The sequence below is a fragment of the Nocardia sp. IFM 10818 genome, from assembly GCF_054655275.1.
Window position 1 is genome coordinate 7,640,752 of sequence record NZ_BAAHJH010000001.1, and the last position, 17,048, is coordinate 7,657,799.

Here is a 17,048-nt window from a genome sequence, read left to right on the forward strand (position 1 = left end):
GAACTTTTTCCCAAAAAAAAGCTGGACGAGCGTCTAGTTGGTTGCCCGGCGAGGCCACGAATGTGGGTGCAACCACATGGGTGAATGGCGGTGTGACCGACCGCACTTTCGGATGCGAAGACTATGAGTCGAAACGTTGCATCTGCGTTGCATCGGCGCCCATCCGCCGATCCAGCACGCGGATCTTGGCTTCTATCTGCGCGTACAGCGGCGAATCCCGATCCACCGCAGCGCGATACACCGCCCAGGCGGCGGCATCGTCACGCCCTTCGGCGCCCGCGGTCCAGCGGCTGAGGACCGCCGCGTCACCCGAGCGCAACACCGCGGTGCGCAGCCGCACGCGCAATTCATCGCGAATGTCTATAACTCCAGGCGCGGTCGAGCGCGGCAGCGCCGGGCCGGTATAAAGCCGGACGGCGGCATGGACGTCCCCGGAATCGAGCGCCGCGCGCAGCGCCTCGACGTCCGTGGCGATCGGGACGCGCAGCCGATAGGGGCGCGAACCGAAGACATTCGACCCCACCACCGACCGCAATCGCGACATGGCCGCGCGGATGGTGGCATTGTCCAGATCGGCGTCATCGAGCAGCAGCGCCAGGTGATCGGCGGACAGCCCCTCCGGATGCTCGGCCAGCAGCAGCAGAATCTCGGCATGCCGCTGCGACAAGGGAACTCGCTCCCCGGCCACCGTCAATTGCGGCTGCCCCAGCCCGAGCACCTCCAGTCCGAGGCGCTCCGGCGCCGGCGCGTCGGCGCCCGCGCGGCGATCCTGCCCGGAGCGCACGGCGGCCAGCAGCAGATCCATCTCGGCCGCGGTGGCCGCGGCCTTCACCAGGGCCAGAATCTCCGGGCGCGCCACCCGCACCCCGCCCGCGATCATGAGCACGCCGGCCAGGCGACCGTCCGGATCATGAACGGGCGCAGCGGCTCCCGTGATCTGATGCATGCGATGCAGGAAATGCTCCGGCCCGTGGATCCAGGCCGCGCGGCCGGTGCGCACCACCAGGCCGACGGCATTGGTGCCGATCCGGCGCTCGCTCAGGTCGTTTCCCTCGCGCAGGCCCGCCGCCGCGACCGCCTGCACCCGATCCGCCGTGCCGTGCACCGAGAGCACCCGGCCGAACTGATCGGCCACCACCACGATGAGCCCGGTACTGGTGGCGTCCTGCAGCAGCAACTTGTCGACCAGCGGCATGACCGAGGCGATGGGATGGGCGTCGCGATAGCGCTCGAGGTCGGCGCCGCGCAGGCCGCGGCCGTCGCCGTCGTCCAGGGGATCGACGCCGCCGCGCAGGCTGCGCAGCCACGATTCCAGGACCATGGGACGCAGCAAACCGGGCAGCTGACCTAGTTGTTCGCCGCCCACACTGAGGTATCCGTGGGCTTGTGCGGCATAGGCCTCCAGCGCGCCGAGCTGGGCGCCGGACTCGGCGCCATGCTGCGGAGGGCTCCCACCTGCGATGTTGCTGACCATTTGCCTTTCTTTCCGACCCAAAGAGTACCGGCGGGAAAGCAATCGATAGGGCGAAGCCGATCGTTTGTCCGGCAGGTCACATGGCGACGGCCACTCACCAAAATGTGAGCTAGGCAGCACTTTGTTAAACACGGCTTAGTCAGTTGGCTCGCGGGTATACGAGAGGGGTTGGGAGACGCGCCGATTCGCGGGCAAGTATCTCTCGGCGCGGCGGCAGCGTCCATCTCAGCGCGGGGCAGCGTCCACCTCAGTGCGGCGGCAGGGTCGGCCGGAGCGCATCGGCGCTGCGCGCCCGGGCCGCACCCCGCCACAGACCGGCGCCGTAGGCGATATCGTCGAGCCGCTTGCAGGCCACGTACCGGGCCGGATCCAGACTGCCCGCCTCACGGTGAATGAACCAGTCCGCCAAGCCATCCGCCACCGCCACGGTCAGCGCGATATGCCGAATCCGGCGCGAGCACAGCATGCCCAGCAGCGTCACCGGCCAGTAGTCGCGGCACAGCGCCGAGGCCAATCTCCAGACGCCGCCGGTGAAACCGCGCGCCATATAGATCGCCGCGACCCGGGTCGGATTGTCGAGCTCGGCGAAGACCCGGCGTAGCCGGAACAAGGTGGCGACCAGCGTCAGCGCCCCGCCGAACAACCCCCAGCGGGTGAGCGTGCCCAGCAGCAGCGCCGTCACCGCCGTCCAGATCGGGATCGACAGCGGCGCCGCCATTCCGGCATGCCGCTGCCCCAGCGGCGCCACCCCGGTGCCGTGGGTCATCTTGTGCGCGAACCACTTTCGCAGGGTAACCGGATTGCTGTGCGCCACCCGGGCGGCCGGCTCGTAGCGCAGCCGCCAGCCGGCGCGGTCCAGCCGCCAGCACAGATCGATATCCCCGCCCGCCGCCATGGATTCGTCGAACCCGCCCTCGGCCAGCAACGCGAGCCGGCGCACCAGCAGCGCGGTGCTCGGCACATACGGCACCGGCCCGTGCGCCTGCACGGCCGACTCGCGCCGCCCCCGATGCAGCGAACCCCGAGTGTGCTCATAGCGGGCCAGCAGGGTGGAATCCGGATCCGCGGCCAGGATGCGCGGGGCCACCAGCGCCACCTTGGGATCGCTGAAATGGCCCAGCATGACCTCCAGCCAGCCGGTGCGCGGCACCACGTCCGGATCCAGGAAGGCCACGAATTCGGTTGCGGCGGCGCGCAGTCCGAAATTGCGGGCGGCCGCCGGGCCGTGCCGTCGATCGCGGCGCAGCACCGTCACCCGGCAGCGGGTGCCGCGCGAGGCCGGGACCCGCACCGGGCGATCGGAGCCGTCGTCGACCACGATCACGGTATGGCCGCGCAGGGCCGCGAGCAGCCGGCTCAGGCCCGCGCCGTCATTGTGCACCGGCACGATCACGGTGACGTCCTCGACCGCGGGCAGCAGCCGCGGCCGCGGATTCGCGACACCGGAATCGAGCAGTCGTCTGGCAACCCGAGCCGACGTAGGGCCGGTCACTTCGAGGTATCCGTCACCGATCATGGCCGCAGCTTCCGGCGCGAGTCGGAGCAACCGGGTCGGCGAACCGCCGACCAGGAACCGTCCACCGGAATAAGTGCGCACCCTGGGATCGATTCGCACCCCGAAACCATCGGGAAGTCGATCATGGCGCATTCCTGGAATGCTAGGGCAGCACACATCCAGCAATCATGATTGGCGCGCCGCCCGCTGCACGGATAACGGGACAAGCCGGGACGGTCCACCCGACCGGAACCCGCACCGCACCCGGCGCTCTAGACTGCTGGAGGAAAATCAGCAGTTGAACAGGCATGAGACGAATTTCCGCGGCACGCCCCCGGACAACCGCGATGCCTATCGAGCTGCGTCCACGGCGCTGCGCTCAGCAGCGCCGTGCCTATCAACGAGTGGCCGAGGTGGTATGGGAGTCGGGCGTATGCAGACAAGCGGGGGCGGCAACACCCTCTCGGAAGCAGAAATCGTCGAGGCCGCCCTGCGGGTGGTCCGCCAGGACGGCGTGGAGAAACTGTCCATGCGCCGGCTGTCTCGCGAACTCGGCGTTTCCCCGATGGCCCCCTATTACTACGTCGCGGACAAACGCGAGCTACTCGACCTCGTCGCCACCGCCGCGCTCACCGGAGTGCGCAAGCCGCCGGATGATTCCGGCCCGTGGCAAATGCGGCTGCGCGACCTCATCGATCAGATCGACGAGAAATTGCGCAAGCACCCGGGTCTCGGCGATGTACTCATCGAGCAGATGCTGGGCAAACAGCTCGATCTCATCGCGGCGGTGATGGAAATCCTGTTCGACGCCGGATTCAACGAACGCAATGTGCTCGCGGCGTATGCGACCATCCACACCTACCTGTTCGGCCGCTCCAAGGTGAATCCACGCGATCGCACCGGGCTGCACGATCGGGCGCTGCCCGAGGCGGTGGAGCGGGCCACCAAGCATATGGCGGACCTGCGCGGGAAATACTCCTACGACTTCTCCATGGACGTGCTGGTGGCCGGCTTGGAGGCCCAGCTTGTCCGGCAGCGCGACGGACACGTATAGTGAAACTAGAACACGTTCTAGTTTCGGTTCGAGAGGACACTATGACCACCGTCGACGTACCGCACAGCTCGCGATCGGCCGTGCTGCGGGTCTCCGCGGTCATCAACGAGACGGCCGACTCCTGCTCGCTGGTATTCGACGTCCCCGAGGACCTGCGCGAGCGCTTCACCTACCAGCCGGGCCAGTTCCTGACCCTGCGCATCCCCAGCGAGCTCACCGGGTCCGTGGCGCGCTGCTACTCGCTGGCCAGCTCGCCGCACACCGACGACAAGCCCAAGGTCACCGTCAAGCGCACCGCCGACGGGTACGCGTCGAACTGGGTGTGCGACAACGTGACCGCGGGCCACGAGCTCGAGGTGCTGCCGCCCTCGGGCGTCTTCACGCCCAAGAACCTGGACGAGGATCTGCTGCTGTTCGCGGCCGGCAGCGGCATCACGCCCGTCATGTCGATCCTGAAATCCGCGCTGGCGCGCGGCAATGGGCGCATCGTGCTGGTGTACGCCAATCGCGATCACGACAATGTGATTTTCGCGCGCGAGCTCCGCGAACTGGCCGACAAGCATCCGCAGCGGCTGGTGGTGATCCATTGGCTCGAACATCTGCAGGGGTTGCCCACCGCCGATTCGCTGGCCGCTCTCACCGCGCCGTATACCGCGTACGAGGCATTCATGTGCGGGCCCAAGCCGTTCATGGATCGCGTGCACGACGCCCTCGCGCAACTCGGCGTGCCGCGCAATCGCACCCACGCCGAGGTCTTCAATTCGCTGTCCGGCGATCCGTTCGCCGATGTCGCGCCCGCGGAAATCAGCGAGGAGGAAGCCGCCGACGCCGCGACCGTCGAAGTCGAACTCGACGGCGAAACCCATGAATTGAACTGGCCGCGCAAGCAGACGCTGGTCGACATCATGCTGGCCAAGGGCATCGACGTGCCCTACTCCTGCCTCGAAGGCGAATGCGGTTCGTGCGCCTGCACCGTGGTCGAGGGCACCGTGGAAATGGAGAACGCCGAAATCCTGGATCCCGAGGACATCGCCAACGGCTACATCCTCGGCTGCCAGGCGCGGCCGGTCACCGACCACCTCAAGATTCAGTTCTGAATCCACAGCGAGAACAAGAGGCCGCCGCGTCAGTAGACGCGGCGGCCTCACTCGTGCGGGGGTTCAGGGGCTCGGCCCCGAGCGGCGATCGGTTTCAGGGCGTGCCCTCGAGAACCGATCCGGGGTTTCAGGGGCTTGCCCCTGAGAGCCACGCGAGTTGCTAGTAGGCCCCGTAGACGTTGTCGATCGAGCCGTAGCGCTGTGCCGCGTAATTGCAGGCTGCGGTGATATTCGCGACCGGGTCGTAGACATCCCACGACGTACCTTCCACGTGATAGGCGTGGAAGGTGGGATCGATGGTCTGGAGCAATCCCTTGGACGGGATGCCCGCCGCGGCATTCGAGTCGTAGAGATTGATGGCCTGGGGGTTGCCGCCGGACTCGCGCATGATGTTGCGGTGAATGCCCTCGTAGCTCCCGGGAATTCCGCGCTTGCCCATGATGTAGAGCGATTCCTTGATCCAGCCGTCGAGATCATTGGTGAACACCGGCGGCAGCAGTTCGGAGAACGGCGCGGGCAGCGTCTGCACGAAACCCCGGGCCTGATCCTGCTGCGGCTCGGGCAGCGTCCGCACCAGGTCACCGGCCTGCTGCTGAACCTGCTGGGCGGGCTGCTGGAACTCCGGCGGCACACCCGCGATCGGCTCGCCGGCGGCGGCCTGACCGGTGGCGCAGAGCGCCAGGGCCAGGGAGGAAAGGCACAGGGGGAACAGTTTTTTCAAAGGCATAGCGATGGGGGCACAGCGCTATCCACGGCGAACGCCATTCCGGCGCACGCCGTTACGCTGTATGGGTTGTGATCGGCATTGGGGGAGAACGGGATTCGGGCACACAATCCGCGGGATCACCATTCCGGCCTGTCGACGGCTGATCACAGAATGGTTGCGCTAAGTTAACGTAAACTGAACTAGAGATGAACAATCAGTGCCGATGATCGGCAGGCAAATCCTCAGACAAGATCATCTGGCCATGACCGGGCGATTCTCCGCGCGAATCGAAGTTCCCGGCAATCGCTGAGCAGTGCGTCACAGCCCGATTGCCTCACCGTTGCGCGCGATAGTGCGCCCGCTGCTCCGGCGTCAGATGCTCGGTGGCGTAGCCGAGCGCCGTGCGGCCCATCGCGGCGGCGTGCGCGTCCAGGAAACCGGTCAGGATCGCGGCATCCACCCGCTTGCCGATCTCCCGCAGCATCCAGCCCACCGCCTTCTGGATCAGATCCCGCCGATCCACCAGCAGCCGCTCGCACAACTCCAGGGTGGTCGCCGGATCGCCGGCCTTGATGAAGGCGAAGGTGGTCAGCAGGGCCACCCGCCGCTCCCACAGCGACGCCCGCGCGGCCAGCTCGAACAGCGGATCGCGCGGGCGATCCAGATACCACGGCCCGAGCACGAACTCGGCCGAGGCGTCCACCAGATCCCAGTTGTTCACCCGCCCGCGCCGCACGGCCGCCAGATACAGCTCCACGATCCGCCGCTGCAGCTCCACATCCGCACCGCGCTTGCGCGAGGCCTTCGCCATCCGGTCGTTGAGCAGCACCAGCCCGGCCAGCCGATGCTCGTGCACCTCGCTGTCGAGCAGCTCGTCGATCTCCGGAAGCGCGATCCCCGCGAACGCTTTGGCGACCTTGCGGGCCTGCGGCACCCGCACGCCGATGAAGACGTCGCCCTCGCCGTACTCCCCCGGGCCGGTCTTGAAGAACCGCTGCAGATGAATCGCATCCGCGGCATCGGCCACCTTCGCCAGTTCCGCGCGCACCGCGGCCGCCGTCAGCTCGGACTCGCCCATCACCACTCCCGCCTCGCTCGGTCCCCGCCTCATGATCGGGCACCGGACCGACACGAATCAGGACCCACGCCGAATCGTCCGGTACGCCACGATTGATCCATGACCGAGAGCACGGCGGCCGCACCCTTCCGCATGACGATCGAGGGCGTCTTCACCATCACCGGGCGCGGCACAGTCGTCGCCGGAACGGTCGAGCAGGGCGCGGTGAGCGTCGGGGACGATGTCGAGATCATCGGGGCGGCGGACGTCCTGCTCACCCGGATCCGCGCCATCGACTTCGTCCGCTGTCCGCGCACCGATGCGCAGGCGCGGCCGAATACGCTCGGACTCTTGCTCGAGGGCGTGCACAAGGATCACATCGCGGTGGGCGATATTGTCGCCGCCCCGAATTCGGCCGACGGGCCCACCGGCGCGCGCTGAACCTCGTTTTCGATCAAGCGGTTTCAGCCGCGGCCTGTAACAGCACCTCGCCGAACTTGCGCATCTCCGCCGGACCGCCGTACCACGCGGCGATCAGATCCACTGCGGCCGAACGGGTGCGGCGGGCGGCACGAGCCAGTTCGGAGACCGTGATCTCCCCGGCCTCGGCCTTGAGCGCCGCCACATCGAGATCATGGCTGGTGACCAGCAGCCGCATGATCTGGTGCAGATCGATGGACGGGGTATCCGGCCGCGAGACGGGCTGGGCCGGTTCGGGTTCCGGTGCGGCGCGACGCCGGCCCGGCGCGGGTTCCGCGACGGCGCGGCGCGGCGCGGGCTCGCTGTCCAGGGCGGCGCGGCGCGGACCCGGCTCCGATTCCGCGAAGCGCGCGGCCGGCTCCGGTTCGGGATGGCGCGGGGCCGGTTCCGGCTCCGGGAGGCCGCGACGGGCGGGCGGCTCGCTCTCCTGGAAGGCGGGACGCGGCTCGCTGTCCAGCGGCGAACGCCACGGCGCCGGTTCGGGTTCGAGCACCGCGCGCCGCGGGGCCGGCTCACTCTCCGACAGAGCTCGGCGCGGCAGCGATTCGGGCTCGCCCAGCGGGCGCGACGCCGGCTCCGGGTCGGCGGTGTGCCGGGTGATCGGGGAGGACCACTGCACCGCCTGCTCGGCATGATCGATGCCATTGCGGCCGATGGTGGCGTGCGATCCGGTGTCGATGCCGGTCAGTGCACCGTTCTGGGAGCTGCCCGAAGCGAAGAGGTCCGGGTTGGTCAGACGCGGCTGACGCGCGTTCAGGGGCTCCCCGAGTTTGGCGGTGTATTCGGCATCCATGGGCGACATTCTTACCCTGCCCGGGAATCCGCGGCGACTCGGCCCGGTGAAAGCCATTACCAAGCAATGGTATTGGGGGATTTACACGGAATAGCAGCAAATTCCGGTCAACCGAGCTGCGTCATTCCGGCGGCCACCACCTGGGCCACGTTCAGGATTTCCTCGGCGGTCGGGAGGGTGAGGCCGTCGAGGGTGTGCAACCGGTCGGTGCTGGCAATGGCGAACATGGCCGAAACCCAGGCGGCGGCGCAGGCGCGCAGCGTACCGGGCCGCACCGGGGCCGGAGCGCTGGCCTGCAGTACCCGGGCGGTCACGTCCAGCAGCTGATCACGCATGTGGCGCAGTTGTTTCCGCACATCGGGATGAGTGTCGGCCTCGCGCCACATGATGACGCGCAGCACCGAGGAGTGATGATCACGAATATTGAGGGCGGCATCCAGGTTGATCAGGCTCCGCACCGGATCACCGGGGGCCACGACCGAGGCGATGTCGTCGATGGGATTGCGCGGGACGCGTTCGGCCATGAGCGCCGACAGAATGGCGTCCTTGGTGGGGAAATAGTAGAAGACCAGGCCCTTGGGGACGCCGGCCGCCGCCGCCAGGGCGGCGGTCGGAGTCGCATCGAATCCCTGTGCCGCGAACAGGTTCTCCGCGGCGTCCAGGATGAGCTGGCGGGCGTCGCCGTCAACCTTCTTGCTGCGGCGGCGCCCCGCTCCGGGTCGACGCATCTGCATGGGCGCTGAGTTCTCAGTGATGCGTCGCAGTATGCATCCGAGCCGACACGGCCGGCAATGCGGCGACCGCGACGACCACGGTCAGCACGCCCACGATCCACGCGGTCCACGAAGCACCGCTGTAGGCATCGAAATTCATCACCCACGGGGAGATGAACAACAGCACGCCGAGTGCGGCCATGGCGTAATCGGCGGTGGCGCTGACCATCTTCATGAGCTGGGCCAGGCCGGTGAGTGCGATGAGCACGCCGAGTACGACGAGAGTCCACGTGGCGCGATTGTTCGTGTCGACGAACAGGGGCGACAACGCGGCGATGGCGCCGAGTACGACGGCAACCATGTCCTGTGCGCGGCTCTCGGTGAACATGTAAGCCTCCTTAAGGCCGAAGGTATGTCCTACCACCCGGTATATTCCTGATTGACCGCCCGATCAATAAATGTCCGGCTACGATTCAGCGGCAGCTCGGGTGTGGTGCGGGACACATCGGCGTGGGCGCGATTCAACAGATATGGTTTGGCCTATGTCGGAGTCGGTAGAACACGTTCTAATAGTTGGTGCGGGGCTGGCGGGACTGCGCACCGCCGAGGAACTGCGCCGCGCAGGCTACGAGGGTGAACTGACGCTCATCGGGGACGAGGATCGCGCGCCCTACGACCGGCCGCCGCTGTCCAAACAGTTCGTGCGCGGCGAGACCGACGACACCACGCTGCGGCCCGCCGAATTCTTCGCCGAGCAACGCATCGGGCTGCGGCTCGGCGCGGCGGCCACCGGGGTCGACACCACCGCCCGGCGGGTCACCCTGAGCGATGGCAGCGAGGTCGGCTACGACCAGCTGGTCATTGCCACCGGTTTGCGGCCGCGCCGCATTCCCGGATTCCCGGAGGCGCGGGGCGTGCACGTGCTGCGCTCGCACGCCGACGCCGTCCGCCTGCGCGCGGCGCTCGGCGTCGCCCGGCGCGCCGTCGTCGTCGGCGCGGGCTTCATCGGCTGCGAACTCGCCGCGAGCTTCCGGGCCCGCGGCCTCGACGTGGCGCTCGTCGAACCCCAGCCCACTCCCCTGGCCGCCGCACTGGGCGCGGACATCGGGGCGCTGGTGGCCCGGCTGCACCTCGACGAAGGCGTCGACCTCCGGTGCGGCACCGGCGTCGAGGCGCTGCTGACCGAGAACGACACCGTGCGCGGAGTGCGCCTGAGCGATGGCGCCGACCTCGAAACCGACCTGGTGGTTATCGGCGTCGGCTCGATCCCCGTCACCGACTGGCTCGCCGGCTCCGGCATCCCGCTCGCCGCCCCCGCCGACGGCGGCGGCGTCCGCACCGACGAGACCGGCCGCACCTCGATCCCCGGCGTCTGGGCCGTGGGCGACGTCGCCGCCTGGCTGCTCGGCACCGGCCGTAACAAGCGCGTCGAGCACTGGACCAACGCCGGCGAACAGGCTCAACTGCTGGCCGCCGCCCTGCTCGGCACCGAACCCCCCGCCGCCGCCCAGGTCCCGTACGTCTGGAGCGACCAGTACGACCTGAAGATCCAGGTCCTCGGCACCCCGTCCCTCGCCGACGAGGTCCAGATCGTCGAGGACAAGGGCCGCAAGTTCCTCGCCCACTGCTACCGCGCCGGCGCCCTGGTCGCCGTGGTCGGTGCGGGCATGACCGGCAAGGTCATGAAGATGCGCGCCCAACTCGCCGGGGCGCGCGCCACGGTCTGAACCGGGTCGTGGCCCGCCCCGGTCAGCGGCCTGTTCCGGCCGGTAGGGCGACCACGGTTCGCGATTCCGGGCGGGGGTTCATTACCGTTGCGGGTGTGATCGTCGCGCTCATTGATTCCGGCCTGGGGATGCTGCCCACCGGGGCGTGGTTGCGGAAGCTGCGGCCCGATATCGATCTGCTGCTGCAAATGGATCCCGAGGGCGCGCCCTGGGGCCCCAAGCCCGAGCAGTGGGTGGTGGACCGCGTGCTCGACACCGCCCGCACCTCGCTGCGCGAGGGCGCGGAAGTCATTGTGCTGCCCTGCAATACGGCCAGCGTCACGGCCCTCGAGCACGTCCGCGCCGAAGTGGGCCCCGGGGTCCCCGTAATCGGCACCGTGCCCGCCATCAAACCCGCCGCGGCCGCCTGCCGGAAGGTGGCCGTCTGGGCGACGGCCGCCACCACCGCCAGCGCCTACCAGGCCGATCTCATCGCCCGCTTCGGCGGCGACGCCGAGGTCACCGGAGTGGCCTGCCACGGCCTGGCCGACGCCATCGACCGCGGCGACCTCCCGGCCATCACCGAGGCCATTGCCAGTGCCGCCGCCCGCACCCCCGCGGGCACCGAAGGGATAGTCCTGGGCTGCACCCACTACCCCCTGGTCCTCGACGCCATCCTCGCCGCGCTCCCCCAGGGCGTCCGCATCTTCGACAGCGCCGAAGCCGTTGCGGGACAGACCCTCCGGCGCATGGACGCGCTCGGCCGCCCCACCGCGGGCACCGGCGCCGTCCGCGTCCTCACCAGCGGGCGACCGGGTGAACTCCCGCCCGCCGCAGCCGCATTCGATTCCGGCCGGCTCCTGGGAGCGGTGCCCGCATCGGTTTGACCCGTCCGCGTGCGGGCAGGTCTCCTGCATGACCGAAGAGGAACAAAGGATTCACGCGGAATCCGCGAAACAAGATGAGCGGCCGATCATTCCCGAGCCGGAGGTCGAGGACAAACATCGGCGGCGCGCCGCGGAAATCGCGGAGTCCTACAACGAGGAACGGCCCGCGACAGTCATGCCGGGAACCGACGGCATGGTCTCGGGCACCGTGGTCGCCGACTGGGTCGACGAGGACGGGAATCCGATCGGCGACAAGGACGAGACCTAGAAACGCAAACGGCGCCGCTCCTTTCGGAGCGACGCCGTCCGTCAGCGATTCAGAGAATCACTTGATGATCTTGGTGACGCGACCGGCACCGACGGTGCGGCCACCCTCACGGATCGCGAAACGCAGGCCCTCGTCCATGGCGACCGGCTGGATGAGCTTGACGCTCATCTCGGTGTTGTCGCCCGGCATGACCATCTCGGTGCCCTCGGGGAGGGTCACGACGCCGGTCACGTCCGTGGTGCGGAAGTAGAACTGCGGGCGGTAGTTGTTGAAGAACGGGGTGTGGCGGCCGCCCTCGTCCTTCGACAGGATGTACGCCTGGCCCTCGAACTCGGTGTGCGGGGTGGTGGTGCCCGGCTTGATGACGACCTGGCCGCGCTCCACGTCCTCGCGCTTGATGCCACGGACCAGCAGACCGACGTTGTCGCCCGCCTGACCGAAGTCGAGCAGCTTGCGGAACATCTCGATGCCGGTGATGGTGGTCTTGGTGGTCTTCTCGCGGATGCCGACGATCTCGACTTCCTCGTTCACGTTGATCTGACCACGCTCGATACGACCGGTGACGACGGTGCCACGACCGGTGATCGTGAAGACGTCCTCGATCGGCATCAGGAACGGCTTGTCGGTCTCACGGACCGGGTCCGGGATCGACTCGTCGACGGCGTTCATCAGGTCGAGAACGGACTGCGCCCACTTCTCGTCACCCTCGAGGGCCTTCAGGCCGGACACGCGCACGACCGGGGCGTCCTCGTCGAACTCCTGCGAAGCCAGCAGCTCGCGGACCTCCATCTCGACGAGCTCGAGGATTTCCTCGTCGTCGACCATGTCGGCCTTGTTCAGGGCGACCAGGATGTAGGGCACGCCGACCTGGCGGGCGAGCAGCACGTGCTCACGGGTCTGCGGCATCGGGCCGTCGGTGGCGGCCACGACCAGGATCGCGCCGTCCATCTGGGCGGCACCGGTGATCATGTTCTTGATGTAGTCCGCGTGACCCGGGGCGTCGACGTGCGCGTAGTGGCGCTTCTCGGTCTGGTACTCGACGTGGGAGATGTTGATCGTGATACCACGAGCCTTCTCCTCCGGCGCCTTGTCGATCTGGTCGAACGCGAAGGCCGCGTTCAGGTCCGGGTACTTGTCAGCCAGCACCTTGGTGATCGCCGCGGTCAGCGTGGTCTTGCCGTGGTCGACGTGACCGATGGTGCCGATGTTGACGTGGGGCTTCGTCCGCTCGAACTTCGCCTTCGCCACTGTTGTCCTCCTGGACTAGTTAGTGCGTGCTTTTTTGCAGCAGTGCGATTTTTACTTACAGGGGGTCGTGCAGACTCCCGGCCGGGGGCAGGGTGTGAACCTGCCCCCGAGTAGTGGAACTACTCTCCGGTCGCCTTGGCGATGATCTCCTTCGACACGTTGGCCGGAACCTCCGCGTACGAATCGAACACCATGGAGTAGTTGGCCCGGCCCTGGGTCTTCGACCGCAGGTCACCGATGTAGCCGAACATCTCCGAGAGCGGAACCAGCGCCTTGACGACACGGGCACCACTGCGTTCCTCCATGGCCTGGATCTGGCCACGGCGGGAGTTCAGGTCGCCGATCACGTCGCCCATGTAGTCCTCGGGCGTGATGACCTCGACAGCCATGAGCGGCTCGAGGATCACCGGACCGGCCTTACGGGCCGCTTCCTTCAGGGCCATCGCGCCGGCGATCTTGAACGCCATTTCCGAGGAGTCGACCTCGTGGTAGGCGCCGTCGAGCAGCGAAGCCTTCAGGTTGACCAGCGGGTAGCCAGCAAGAACACCGTACTGCATGGCGTCCTGGATACCGGCGTCCACCGACGGGATGTACTCGCGCGGAACGCGGCCACCGGTGACCTTGTTCTCGAACTCGTAGGTCGCGCCGTCCTCGCCGGTGAAGGGCTCCAGACCGATGATGACGCGGGCGAACTGGCCCGAACCACCGGTCTGCTTCTTGTGGGTGTACTCGAGCTTCTCGACCGGCTTGGTGATGGTCTCGCGGTAGGCCACCTGCGGCTTGCCGACGTTGGCCTCGACCTTGAACTCGCGCTTCATGCGGTCGACCAGGATGTCGAGGTGCAGCTCGCCCATGCCGCCGATGACGGTCTGGCCGGTCTCCTCGTCCAGCTTCACCGAGAAGGTCGGATCCTCTTCGGCCAGCTTCTGGATCGCGGTGCCCAGCTTCTCCTGGTCGGACTTGGTCTTGGGCTCGATCGAGACCTGGATGACCGGATCCGGGAAGGTCATGGACTCCAGCACGACCTGGTTCTGCGGATCGCAGAGGGTGTCGCCGGTGGTGGTGTCCTTCAGGCCGATGACCGCGTAGATGTGGCCGGCCTGCACCTCGGAAACCGGGTTCTCCTTGTTGGAGTGCATCTGGAACAGCTTGCCCAGACGCTCCTTCTTGCCCTTGGTCGAGTTGATGACCTGAGCGCCGGAGTCGACCTTGCCGGAGTACACACGGACGTAGGTCAGCTTGCCGAAGAACGGGTGCGCCGCGATCTTGAACGCCAGGGCCGCGAACGGCTCGTTGACATCCGGGTTGCGGTGGATGACTTCGTCTTCCTTGCCCGGCACGTGGCCATCGGCGCCACCGTCGTCCAGCGGGGACGGCAGGTAGTCGATGACGGCGTCGAGCATGGGCTGCACGCCCTTGTTCTTGAACGCCGAACCACACAGGATCGGGTACAGCTCGGAGTTGACGGTCATCTTGCGGATGGCGCCCTTGATCTCCTCGATCGAGAGCTCCTCACCGCCGAAGAACTTCTCCAGCAGCGCCTCATCGGACTCGGCGACGGTCTCCAGCAGCTCCTGCCGGTAGATCTCGGCCTGGTCCTTCAGCTCCTCCGGGATCTCGATGACCTCGTAGGACTCACCGAGCTTGGTCTCGCCACGCCACACCTTGGCGTTGTTCTCGACCAGGTCGACGATGCCCTCGAAGGTGTCCTCGGCGCCGATCGGCAGCTGGATGACCAGCGGCTTCGCGCCCAGACGATCCTTGATGGTCTGCACGGTGAAGTAGAAGTCCGCGCCCAGCTTGTCCATCTTGTTGACGAAGCAGATGCGCGGCACGTCGTACTTGTCGGCCTGGCGCCACACCTGCTCGGACTGGGGCTCGACACCTTCCTTGCCGTCGAACACCGCGACGGCGCCATCGAGCACGCGCAGCGAGCGCTCCACCTCGACGGTGAAGTCGACGTGCCCGGGGGTGTCGATGATGTTGATCTGGTTGTCTTTCCAGAAGGTGGTGGTCGCGGCAGACGTGATCGTGATGCCGCGCTCCTGCTCCTGCTCCATCCAGTCCATGGTGGCGGCGCCATCGTGGACTTCACCGATCTTGTAAGTGATACCGGTGTAGAAGAGGATGCGTTCGGTGGTGGTCGTCTTACCGGCATCGATGTGGGCCATGATGCCGATGTTGCGGACCTTGTTGAGGTCGGTGAGCACGTCCTGTGCCACGGAAATCTTCCCCGCTCGTAGCTAGTTGGGATCTTCGGGAACGACCCTGGCTTCTCCAGCGGTCATCACTGTGTCAACGCCCGGTGCGGCAGGTGGGTGCCTGTCCGCACCGGACTGTGACTCGTCTCCCGGCACATCCGAACGGGGGTGCCGGGCGACCAATCACCAGCGGTAGTGCGCGAACGCCCGGTTCGACTCGGCCATCTTGTGGGTGTCCTCGCGACGCTTCACCGAAGCGCCCAGGCCGTTGCTGGCGTCCAGCAGCTCGTTCGCCAGACGCTCGACCATGGTCTTCTCACGACGCTGGCGGGAGAAGTTCACCAGCCAGCGCAGCGCGAGGGTGTTGGCGCGGCCGGGGCGAACCTCGACCGGCACCTGGTAGGTGGCGCCACCGACACGGCGGGGCTTGACCTCGAGGGAGGGCTTGACGTTGTCCAGCGCGCGCTTCAGCGTGACGACCGGATCGGTGCCGGTCTTCTCGCGAGCCTGCTCGAGGGCGCCGTAGACGATGCGCTCGGCGGTGGACTTCTTGCCGTCCAGCAGGATCTTGTTGACCAGCTGCGTCACCAGGGGCGAGCCGTAGACCGGGTCATTGATCAGGGGACGCTTGGGAGCGGGGCCCTTGCGCGGCATTAGCTCTTCTCCTTCTTGGCGCCGTAGCGGCTGCGGGCCTGCTTGCGGTTCTTGACACCCTGGGTGTCGAGGGAACCGCGGATGATCTTGTAACGCACACCCGGGAGGTCCTTCACACGACCGCCGCGGACGAGCACCATCGAGTGCTCCTGCAGGTTGTGACCCTCACCGGGGATGTAGGCCGTGACCTCGACCGCGCTGGTCAGGCGAACACGCGCGACCTTACGCAGCGCGGAGTTCGGCTTCTTCGGGGTCGTGGTGTACACGCGGGTGCACACGCCACGACGCTGCGGGCTCCCCTTGAGGGCCGCAGTCTTGGTCTTCGCGACCTTGTCGCGGCGACCCTTGCGGACCAGCTGGTTGATGGTTGGCATAGACCGGCTTTCCTTTTAGTAACCAGGTGTCTGGAACTTCATGTCTTTGTCATTCGAGCTTTCCGCCCAGTTCTCGTGGCATTTCCTTGCCACGAGGTCGGGCGTGTCGTGCTCAGCGCGTAGCCCGGAATCCGGGCACGCTGGAACGGTCAGCCGCTCTCGCTGGCCTACGTACTGCGCACAAACCTGCCCGCATGCTTCCGGGCACAGCGGTCCACGATACCCGGACCTTTTTCGGGGGGCAAAAAGGGGTCCCTCGAGCGCGGCTGGTAGAGGGGCTATCGGGCCAGGTTCAAGGTCAGCTCGACCAGCTTCCCGGCGGCCGCGCACGGGTCGCCGTGCGAGGAGCCGGAACGGTAATTCACCCACCAGCCAACGATTCCCGCGTCCGCGGCCGGTGCGAACACACCGCACGAATCGGCGTCGTTGGGGCGGCGCACCTCCAGTGAGCGCCGGCCTTGCACGTTTATGTCATTGGTCACATAGCCGAGCCGATCGTTATTGGTCTTCTCGTTGGCGAGCGAACCCTCCTCGTACCAACTGAGGGTCGCCATGCCGCTGCCGGCGGTGCCGCCCTCCAGATCCCACATGCACACCGCGCCGTTGAACGACGGGCTCACATAGGTGCCCTCGCCGACCACCTTGCCGATGTCCTCGAGCGAGACCACCTCGCACTCGCGCAGCAGCTTGTCGAAGTTGGTGTTGATGCGGCCGCCGCCGTCGGAGGTGGTGCCGCCGGCGGGCAGGGCGGTGCCGTCGACGGTCTTGCCGCAGCCGCCCAGCGCGGCCGTGACGGCCAGCACGGCGAGCACGACGGCGCTCTTTCGCATATCGCGCATCC

At 67.3% G+C, this 17,048-nt stretch carries 18 protein-coding genes; 6 read left to right on the forward strand and 12 right to left on the reverse strand.

Translation table 11 applies throughout. From position 1 onward, the window contains the following. Window positions 1-121: 121 nt before the first annotated feature. On the reverse strand, window positions 122-1,474 hold the full coding sequence (locus tag ACYQ5L_RS35245; protein WP_459962534.1) for a GAF domain-containing protein: 1,353 nt from the start codon (window positions 1,472-1,474) through the stop codon (window positions 122-124). 247 nt (window positions 1,475-1,721) lie between these two features. Beyond that, the gene (gene mftF / locus ACYQ5L_RS35250; protein ID WP_459962535.1) at window positions 1,722-3,122 is read right to left on the reverse strand and encodes a mycofactocin biosynthesis glycosyltransferase MftF; all 1,401 of its coding nucleotides are present in this window, start codon (window positions 3,120-3,122) and stop codon (window positions 1,722-1,724) included. A 280-nt stretch (window positions 3,123-3,402) separates the two neighbouring features. Between mftF and mftR2 the strand changes: the two genes are divergently transcribed. Both mftR2 and ACYQ5L_RS35260 read left to right on the forward strand, forming a co-directional pair. Next, window positions 3,403-4,023, forward strand: a complete 621-nt coding sequence (gene mftR2, locus ACYQ5L_RS35255; RefSeq protein ID WP_459962536.1) for a mycofactocin system transcriptional regulator MftR2 — start codon at window positions 3,403-3,405, stop codon at window positions 4,021-4,023. Between the two features lie 41 nt (window positions 4,024-4,064). After that, window positions 4,065-5,120, forward strand: coding sequence for a 2Fe-2S iron-sulfur cluster-binding protein (locus ACYQ5L_RS35260; protein WP_459962537.1), 1,056 nt, complete (start codon window positions 4,065-4,067; stop codon window positions 5,118-5,120). A gap of 160 nt (window positions 5,121-5,280) precedes the next feature. Here the strand turns inward: ACYQ5L_RS35260 and ACYQ5L_RS35265 are convergent, their stop codons facing one another. Then, complete coding sequence (locus ACYQ5L_RS35265) at window positions 5,281-5,847, reverse strand: transglycosylase SLT domain-containing protein (RefSeq protein WP_459962538.1); 567 nt, start codon at window positions 5,845-5,847, stop codon at window positions 5,281-5,283. A 313-nt stretch (window positions 5,848-6,160) separates the two neighbouring features. Beyond that, entirely contained in the window at window positions 6,161-6,904 is a 744-nt protein-coding gene (locus ACYQ5L_RS35270; RefSeq protein ID WP_459962539.1) for a DNA alkylation repair protein, read from the reverse strand. 99 nt (window positions 6,905-7,003) lie between these two features. On the opposite strand from ACYQ5L_RS35270, the gene ACYQ5L_RS35275 reads away from it, so the two are divergent. Then, on the forward strand, window positions 7,004-7,324 hold the full coding sequence (locus ACYQ5L_RS35275; protein ID WP_459962540.1) for an EF-Tu/IF-2/RF-3 family GTPase: 321 nt from the start codon (window positions 7,004-7,006) through the stop codon (window positions 7,322-7,324). A 13-nt stretch (window positions 7,325-7,337) separates the two neighbouring features. Here ACYQ5L_RS35275 and ACYQ5L_RS35280 read toward each other — a convergent pair whose 3' ends face one another. The 3 genes from ACYQ5L_RS35280 to ACYQ5L_RS35290 all read right to left on the reverse strand — a co-directional run bounded on the left by ACYQ5L_RS35280 (window position 7,338) and on the right by ACYQ5L_RS35290 (window position 9,257). Beyond that, window positions 7,338-8,156 (reverse strand): hypothetical protein, encoded by an 819-nt coding sequence (locus ACYQ5L_RS35280; RefSeq protein WP_459962541.1) that lies wholly within the window; start codon window positions 8,154-8,156, stop codon window positions 7,338-7,340. 107 nt (window positions 8,157-8,263) lie between these two features. Then, complete coding sequence (locus ACYQ5L_RS35285; protein ID WP_459963639.1) at window positions 8,264-8,884, reverse strand: TetR/AcrR family transcriptional regulator; 621 nt, start codon at window positions 8,882-8,884, stop codon at window positions 8,264-8,266. Between the two features lie 19 nt (window positions 8,885-8,903). Next, window positions 8,904-9,257, reverse strand: coding sequence for an SPW repeat domain-containing protein (locus ACYQ5L_RS35290; RefSeq protein ID WP_459962542.1), 354 nt, complete (start codon window positions 9,255-9,257; stop codon window positions 8,904-8,906). 154 nt (window positions 9,258-9,411) lie between these two features. Between ACYQ5L_RS35290 and ACYQ5L_RS35295 the strand changes: the two genes are divergently transcribed. The 3 genes from ACYQ5L_RS35295 to ACYQ5L_RS35305 all read left to right on the forward strand — a co-directional run bounded on the left by ACYQ5L_RS35295 (window position 9,412) and on the right by ACYQ5L_RS35305 (window position 11,730). Continuing rightward, window positions 9,412-10,596: an NAD(P)/FAD-dependent oxidoreductase gene (locus tag ACYQ5L_RS35295; RefSeq protein WP_459962543.1), complete on the forward strand. Its 1,185-nt coding sequence runs from the start codon at window positions 9,412-9,414 to the stop codon at window positions 10,594-10,596. 95 nt (window positions 10,597-10,691) lie between these two features. Then, window positions 10,692-11,462 (forward strand): glutamate racemase, encoded by a 771-nt coding sequence (locus ACYQ5L_RS35300; RefSeq protein ID WP_459962544.1) that lies wholly within the window; start codon window positions 10,692-10,694, stop codon window positions 11,460-11,462. Window positions 11,463-11,490: 28 nt separating this feature from the next. After that, window positions 11,491-11,730, forward strand: coding sequence for a hypothetical protein (locus tag ACYQ5L_RS35305; protein WP_459962545.1), 240 nt, complete (start codon window positions 11,491-11,493; stop codon window positions 11,728-11,730). Window positions 11,731-11,787: 57 nt separating this feature from the next. Here ACYQ5L_RS35305 and tuf read toward each other — a convergent pair whose 3' ends face one another. From tuf to ACYQ5L_RS35330, 5 genes are all read right to left on the reverse strand, one after another. Continuing rightward, window positions 11,788-12,978 carry an elongation factor Tu gene (tuf, locus tag ACYQ5L_RS35310; protein ID WP_459962546.1) on the reverse strand — a complete coding sequence of 397 codons (1,191 nt, stop codon included), beginning with the start codon at window positions 12,976-12,978 and terminating at the stop codon, window positions 11,788-11,790. A 119-nt stretch (window positions 12,979-13,097) separates the two neighbouring features. Then, a complete protein-coding gene (gene fusA / locus ACYQ5L_RS35315) occupies window positions 13,098-15,200 on the reverse strand; it encodes an elongation factor G (RefSeq protein WP_459962547.1) in 2,103 nt (700 codons plus the stop codon). 162 nt (window positions 15,201-15,362) lie between these two features. Beyond that, entirely contained in the window at window positions 15,363-15,833 is a 471-nt protein-coding gene (gene rpsG / locus ACYQ5L_RS35320; RefSeq protein WP_040722238.1) for a 30S ribosomal protein S7, read from the reverse strand. Beyond that, window positions 15,833-16,207 carry a 30S ribosomal protein S12 gene (gene rpsL / locus ACYQ5L_RS35325; protein ID WP_014353064.1) on the reverse strand — a complete coding sequence of 125 codons (375 nt, stop codon included), beginning with the start codon at window positions 16,205-16,207 and terminating at the stop codon, window positions 15,833-15,835. The genes rpsG and rpsL overlap by 1 nt, the downstream gene beginning before the upstream one ends. Before the next feature lie 278 nt (window positions 16,208-16,485). Continuing rightward, window positions 16,486-17,046: a DUF3558 domain-containing protein gene (locus tag ACYQ5L_RS35330; RefSeq protein WP_459962548.1), complete on the reverse strand. Its 561-nt coding sequence runs from the start codon at window positions 17,044-17,046 to the stop codon at window positions 16,486-16,488. Window positions 17,047-17,048: the final 2 nt, after the last annotated feature.

What these genes read in the sequence shown, in the direction of transcription:
- ACYQ5L_RS35290 (WP_459962542.1), bottom strand. Translation starts at nt 9,257, where the DNA reads ATGTTCACCGAGAGCCGCGCACAGGACATGGTTGCCGTCGTACTCGGC.
- ACYQ5L_RS35260 (WP_459962537.1), top strand. Translation starts at nt 4,065, where the DNA reads ATGACCACCGTCGACGTACCGCACAGCTCGCGATCGGCCGTGCTGCGG.
- mftR2 (WP_459962536.1), top strand. Translation starts at nt 3,403, where the DNA reads ATGCAGACAAGCGGGGGCGGCAACACCCTCTCGGAAGCAGAAATCGTC.
- rpsL (WP_014353064.1), bottom strand. Translation starts at nt 16,207, where the DNA reads ATGCCAACCATCAACCAGCTGGTCCGCAAGGGTCGCCGCGACAAGGTC.
- ACYQ5L_RS35280 (WP_459962541.1), bottom strand. Translation starts at nt 8,156, where the DNA reads ATGGATGCCGAATACACCGCCAAACTCGGGGAGCCCCTGAACGCGCGT.
- ACYQ5L_RS35245 (WP_459962534.1), bottom strand. Translation starts at nt 1,474, where the DNA reads ATGGTCAGCAACATCGCAGGTGGGAGCCCTCCGCAGCATGGCGCCGAG.
- ACYQ5L_RS35330 (WP_459962548.1), bottom strand. Translation starts at nt 17,046, where the DNA reads ATGCGCGATATGCGAAAGAGCGCCGTCGTGCTCGCCGTGCTGGCCGTC.
- rpsG (WP_040722238.1), bottom strand. Translation starts at nt 15,833, where the DNA reads ATGCCGCGCAAGGGCCCCGCTCCCAAGCGTCCCCTGATCAATGACCCG.
- ACYQ5L_RS35270 (WP_459962539.1), bottom strand. Translation starts at nt 6,904, where the DNA reads ATGGGCGAGTCCGAGCTGACGGCGGCCGCGGTGCGCGCGGAACTGGCG.
- ACYQ5L_RS35265 (WP_459962538.1), bottom strand. Translation starts at nt 5,847, where the DNA reads ATGCCTTTGAAAAAACTGTTCCCCCTGTGCCTTTCCTCCCTGGCCCTG.
- ACYQ5L_RS35295 (WP_459962543.1), top strand. Translation starts at nt 9,412, where the DNA reads ATGTCGGAGTCGGTAGAACACGTTCTAATAGTTGGTGCGGGGCTGGCG.
- mftF (WP_459962535.1), bottom strand. Translation starts at nt 3,122, where the DNA reads ATGCGCCATGATCGACTTCCCGATGGTTTCGGGGTGCGAATCGATCCC.
- ACYQ5L_RS35305 (WP_459962545.1), top strand. Translation starts at nt 11,491, where the DNA reads ATGACCGAAGAGGAACAAAGGATTCACGCGGAATCCGCGAAACAAGAT.
- ACYQ5L_RS35285 (WP_459963639.1), bottom strand. Translation starts at nt 8,884, where the DNA reads ATGCGTCGACCCGGAGCGGGGCGCCGCCGCAGCAAGAAGGTTGACGGC.
- ACYQ5L_RS35275 (WP_459962540.1), top strand. Translation starts at nt 7,004, where the DNA reads ATGACCGAGAGCACGGCGGCCGCACCCTTCCGCATGACGATCGAGGGC.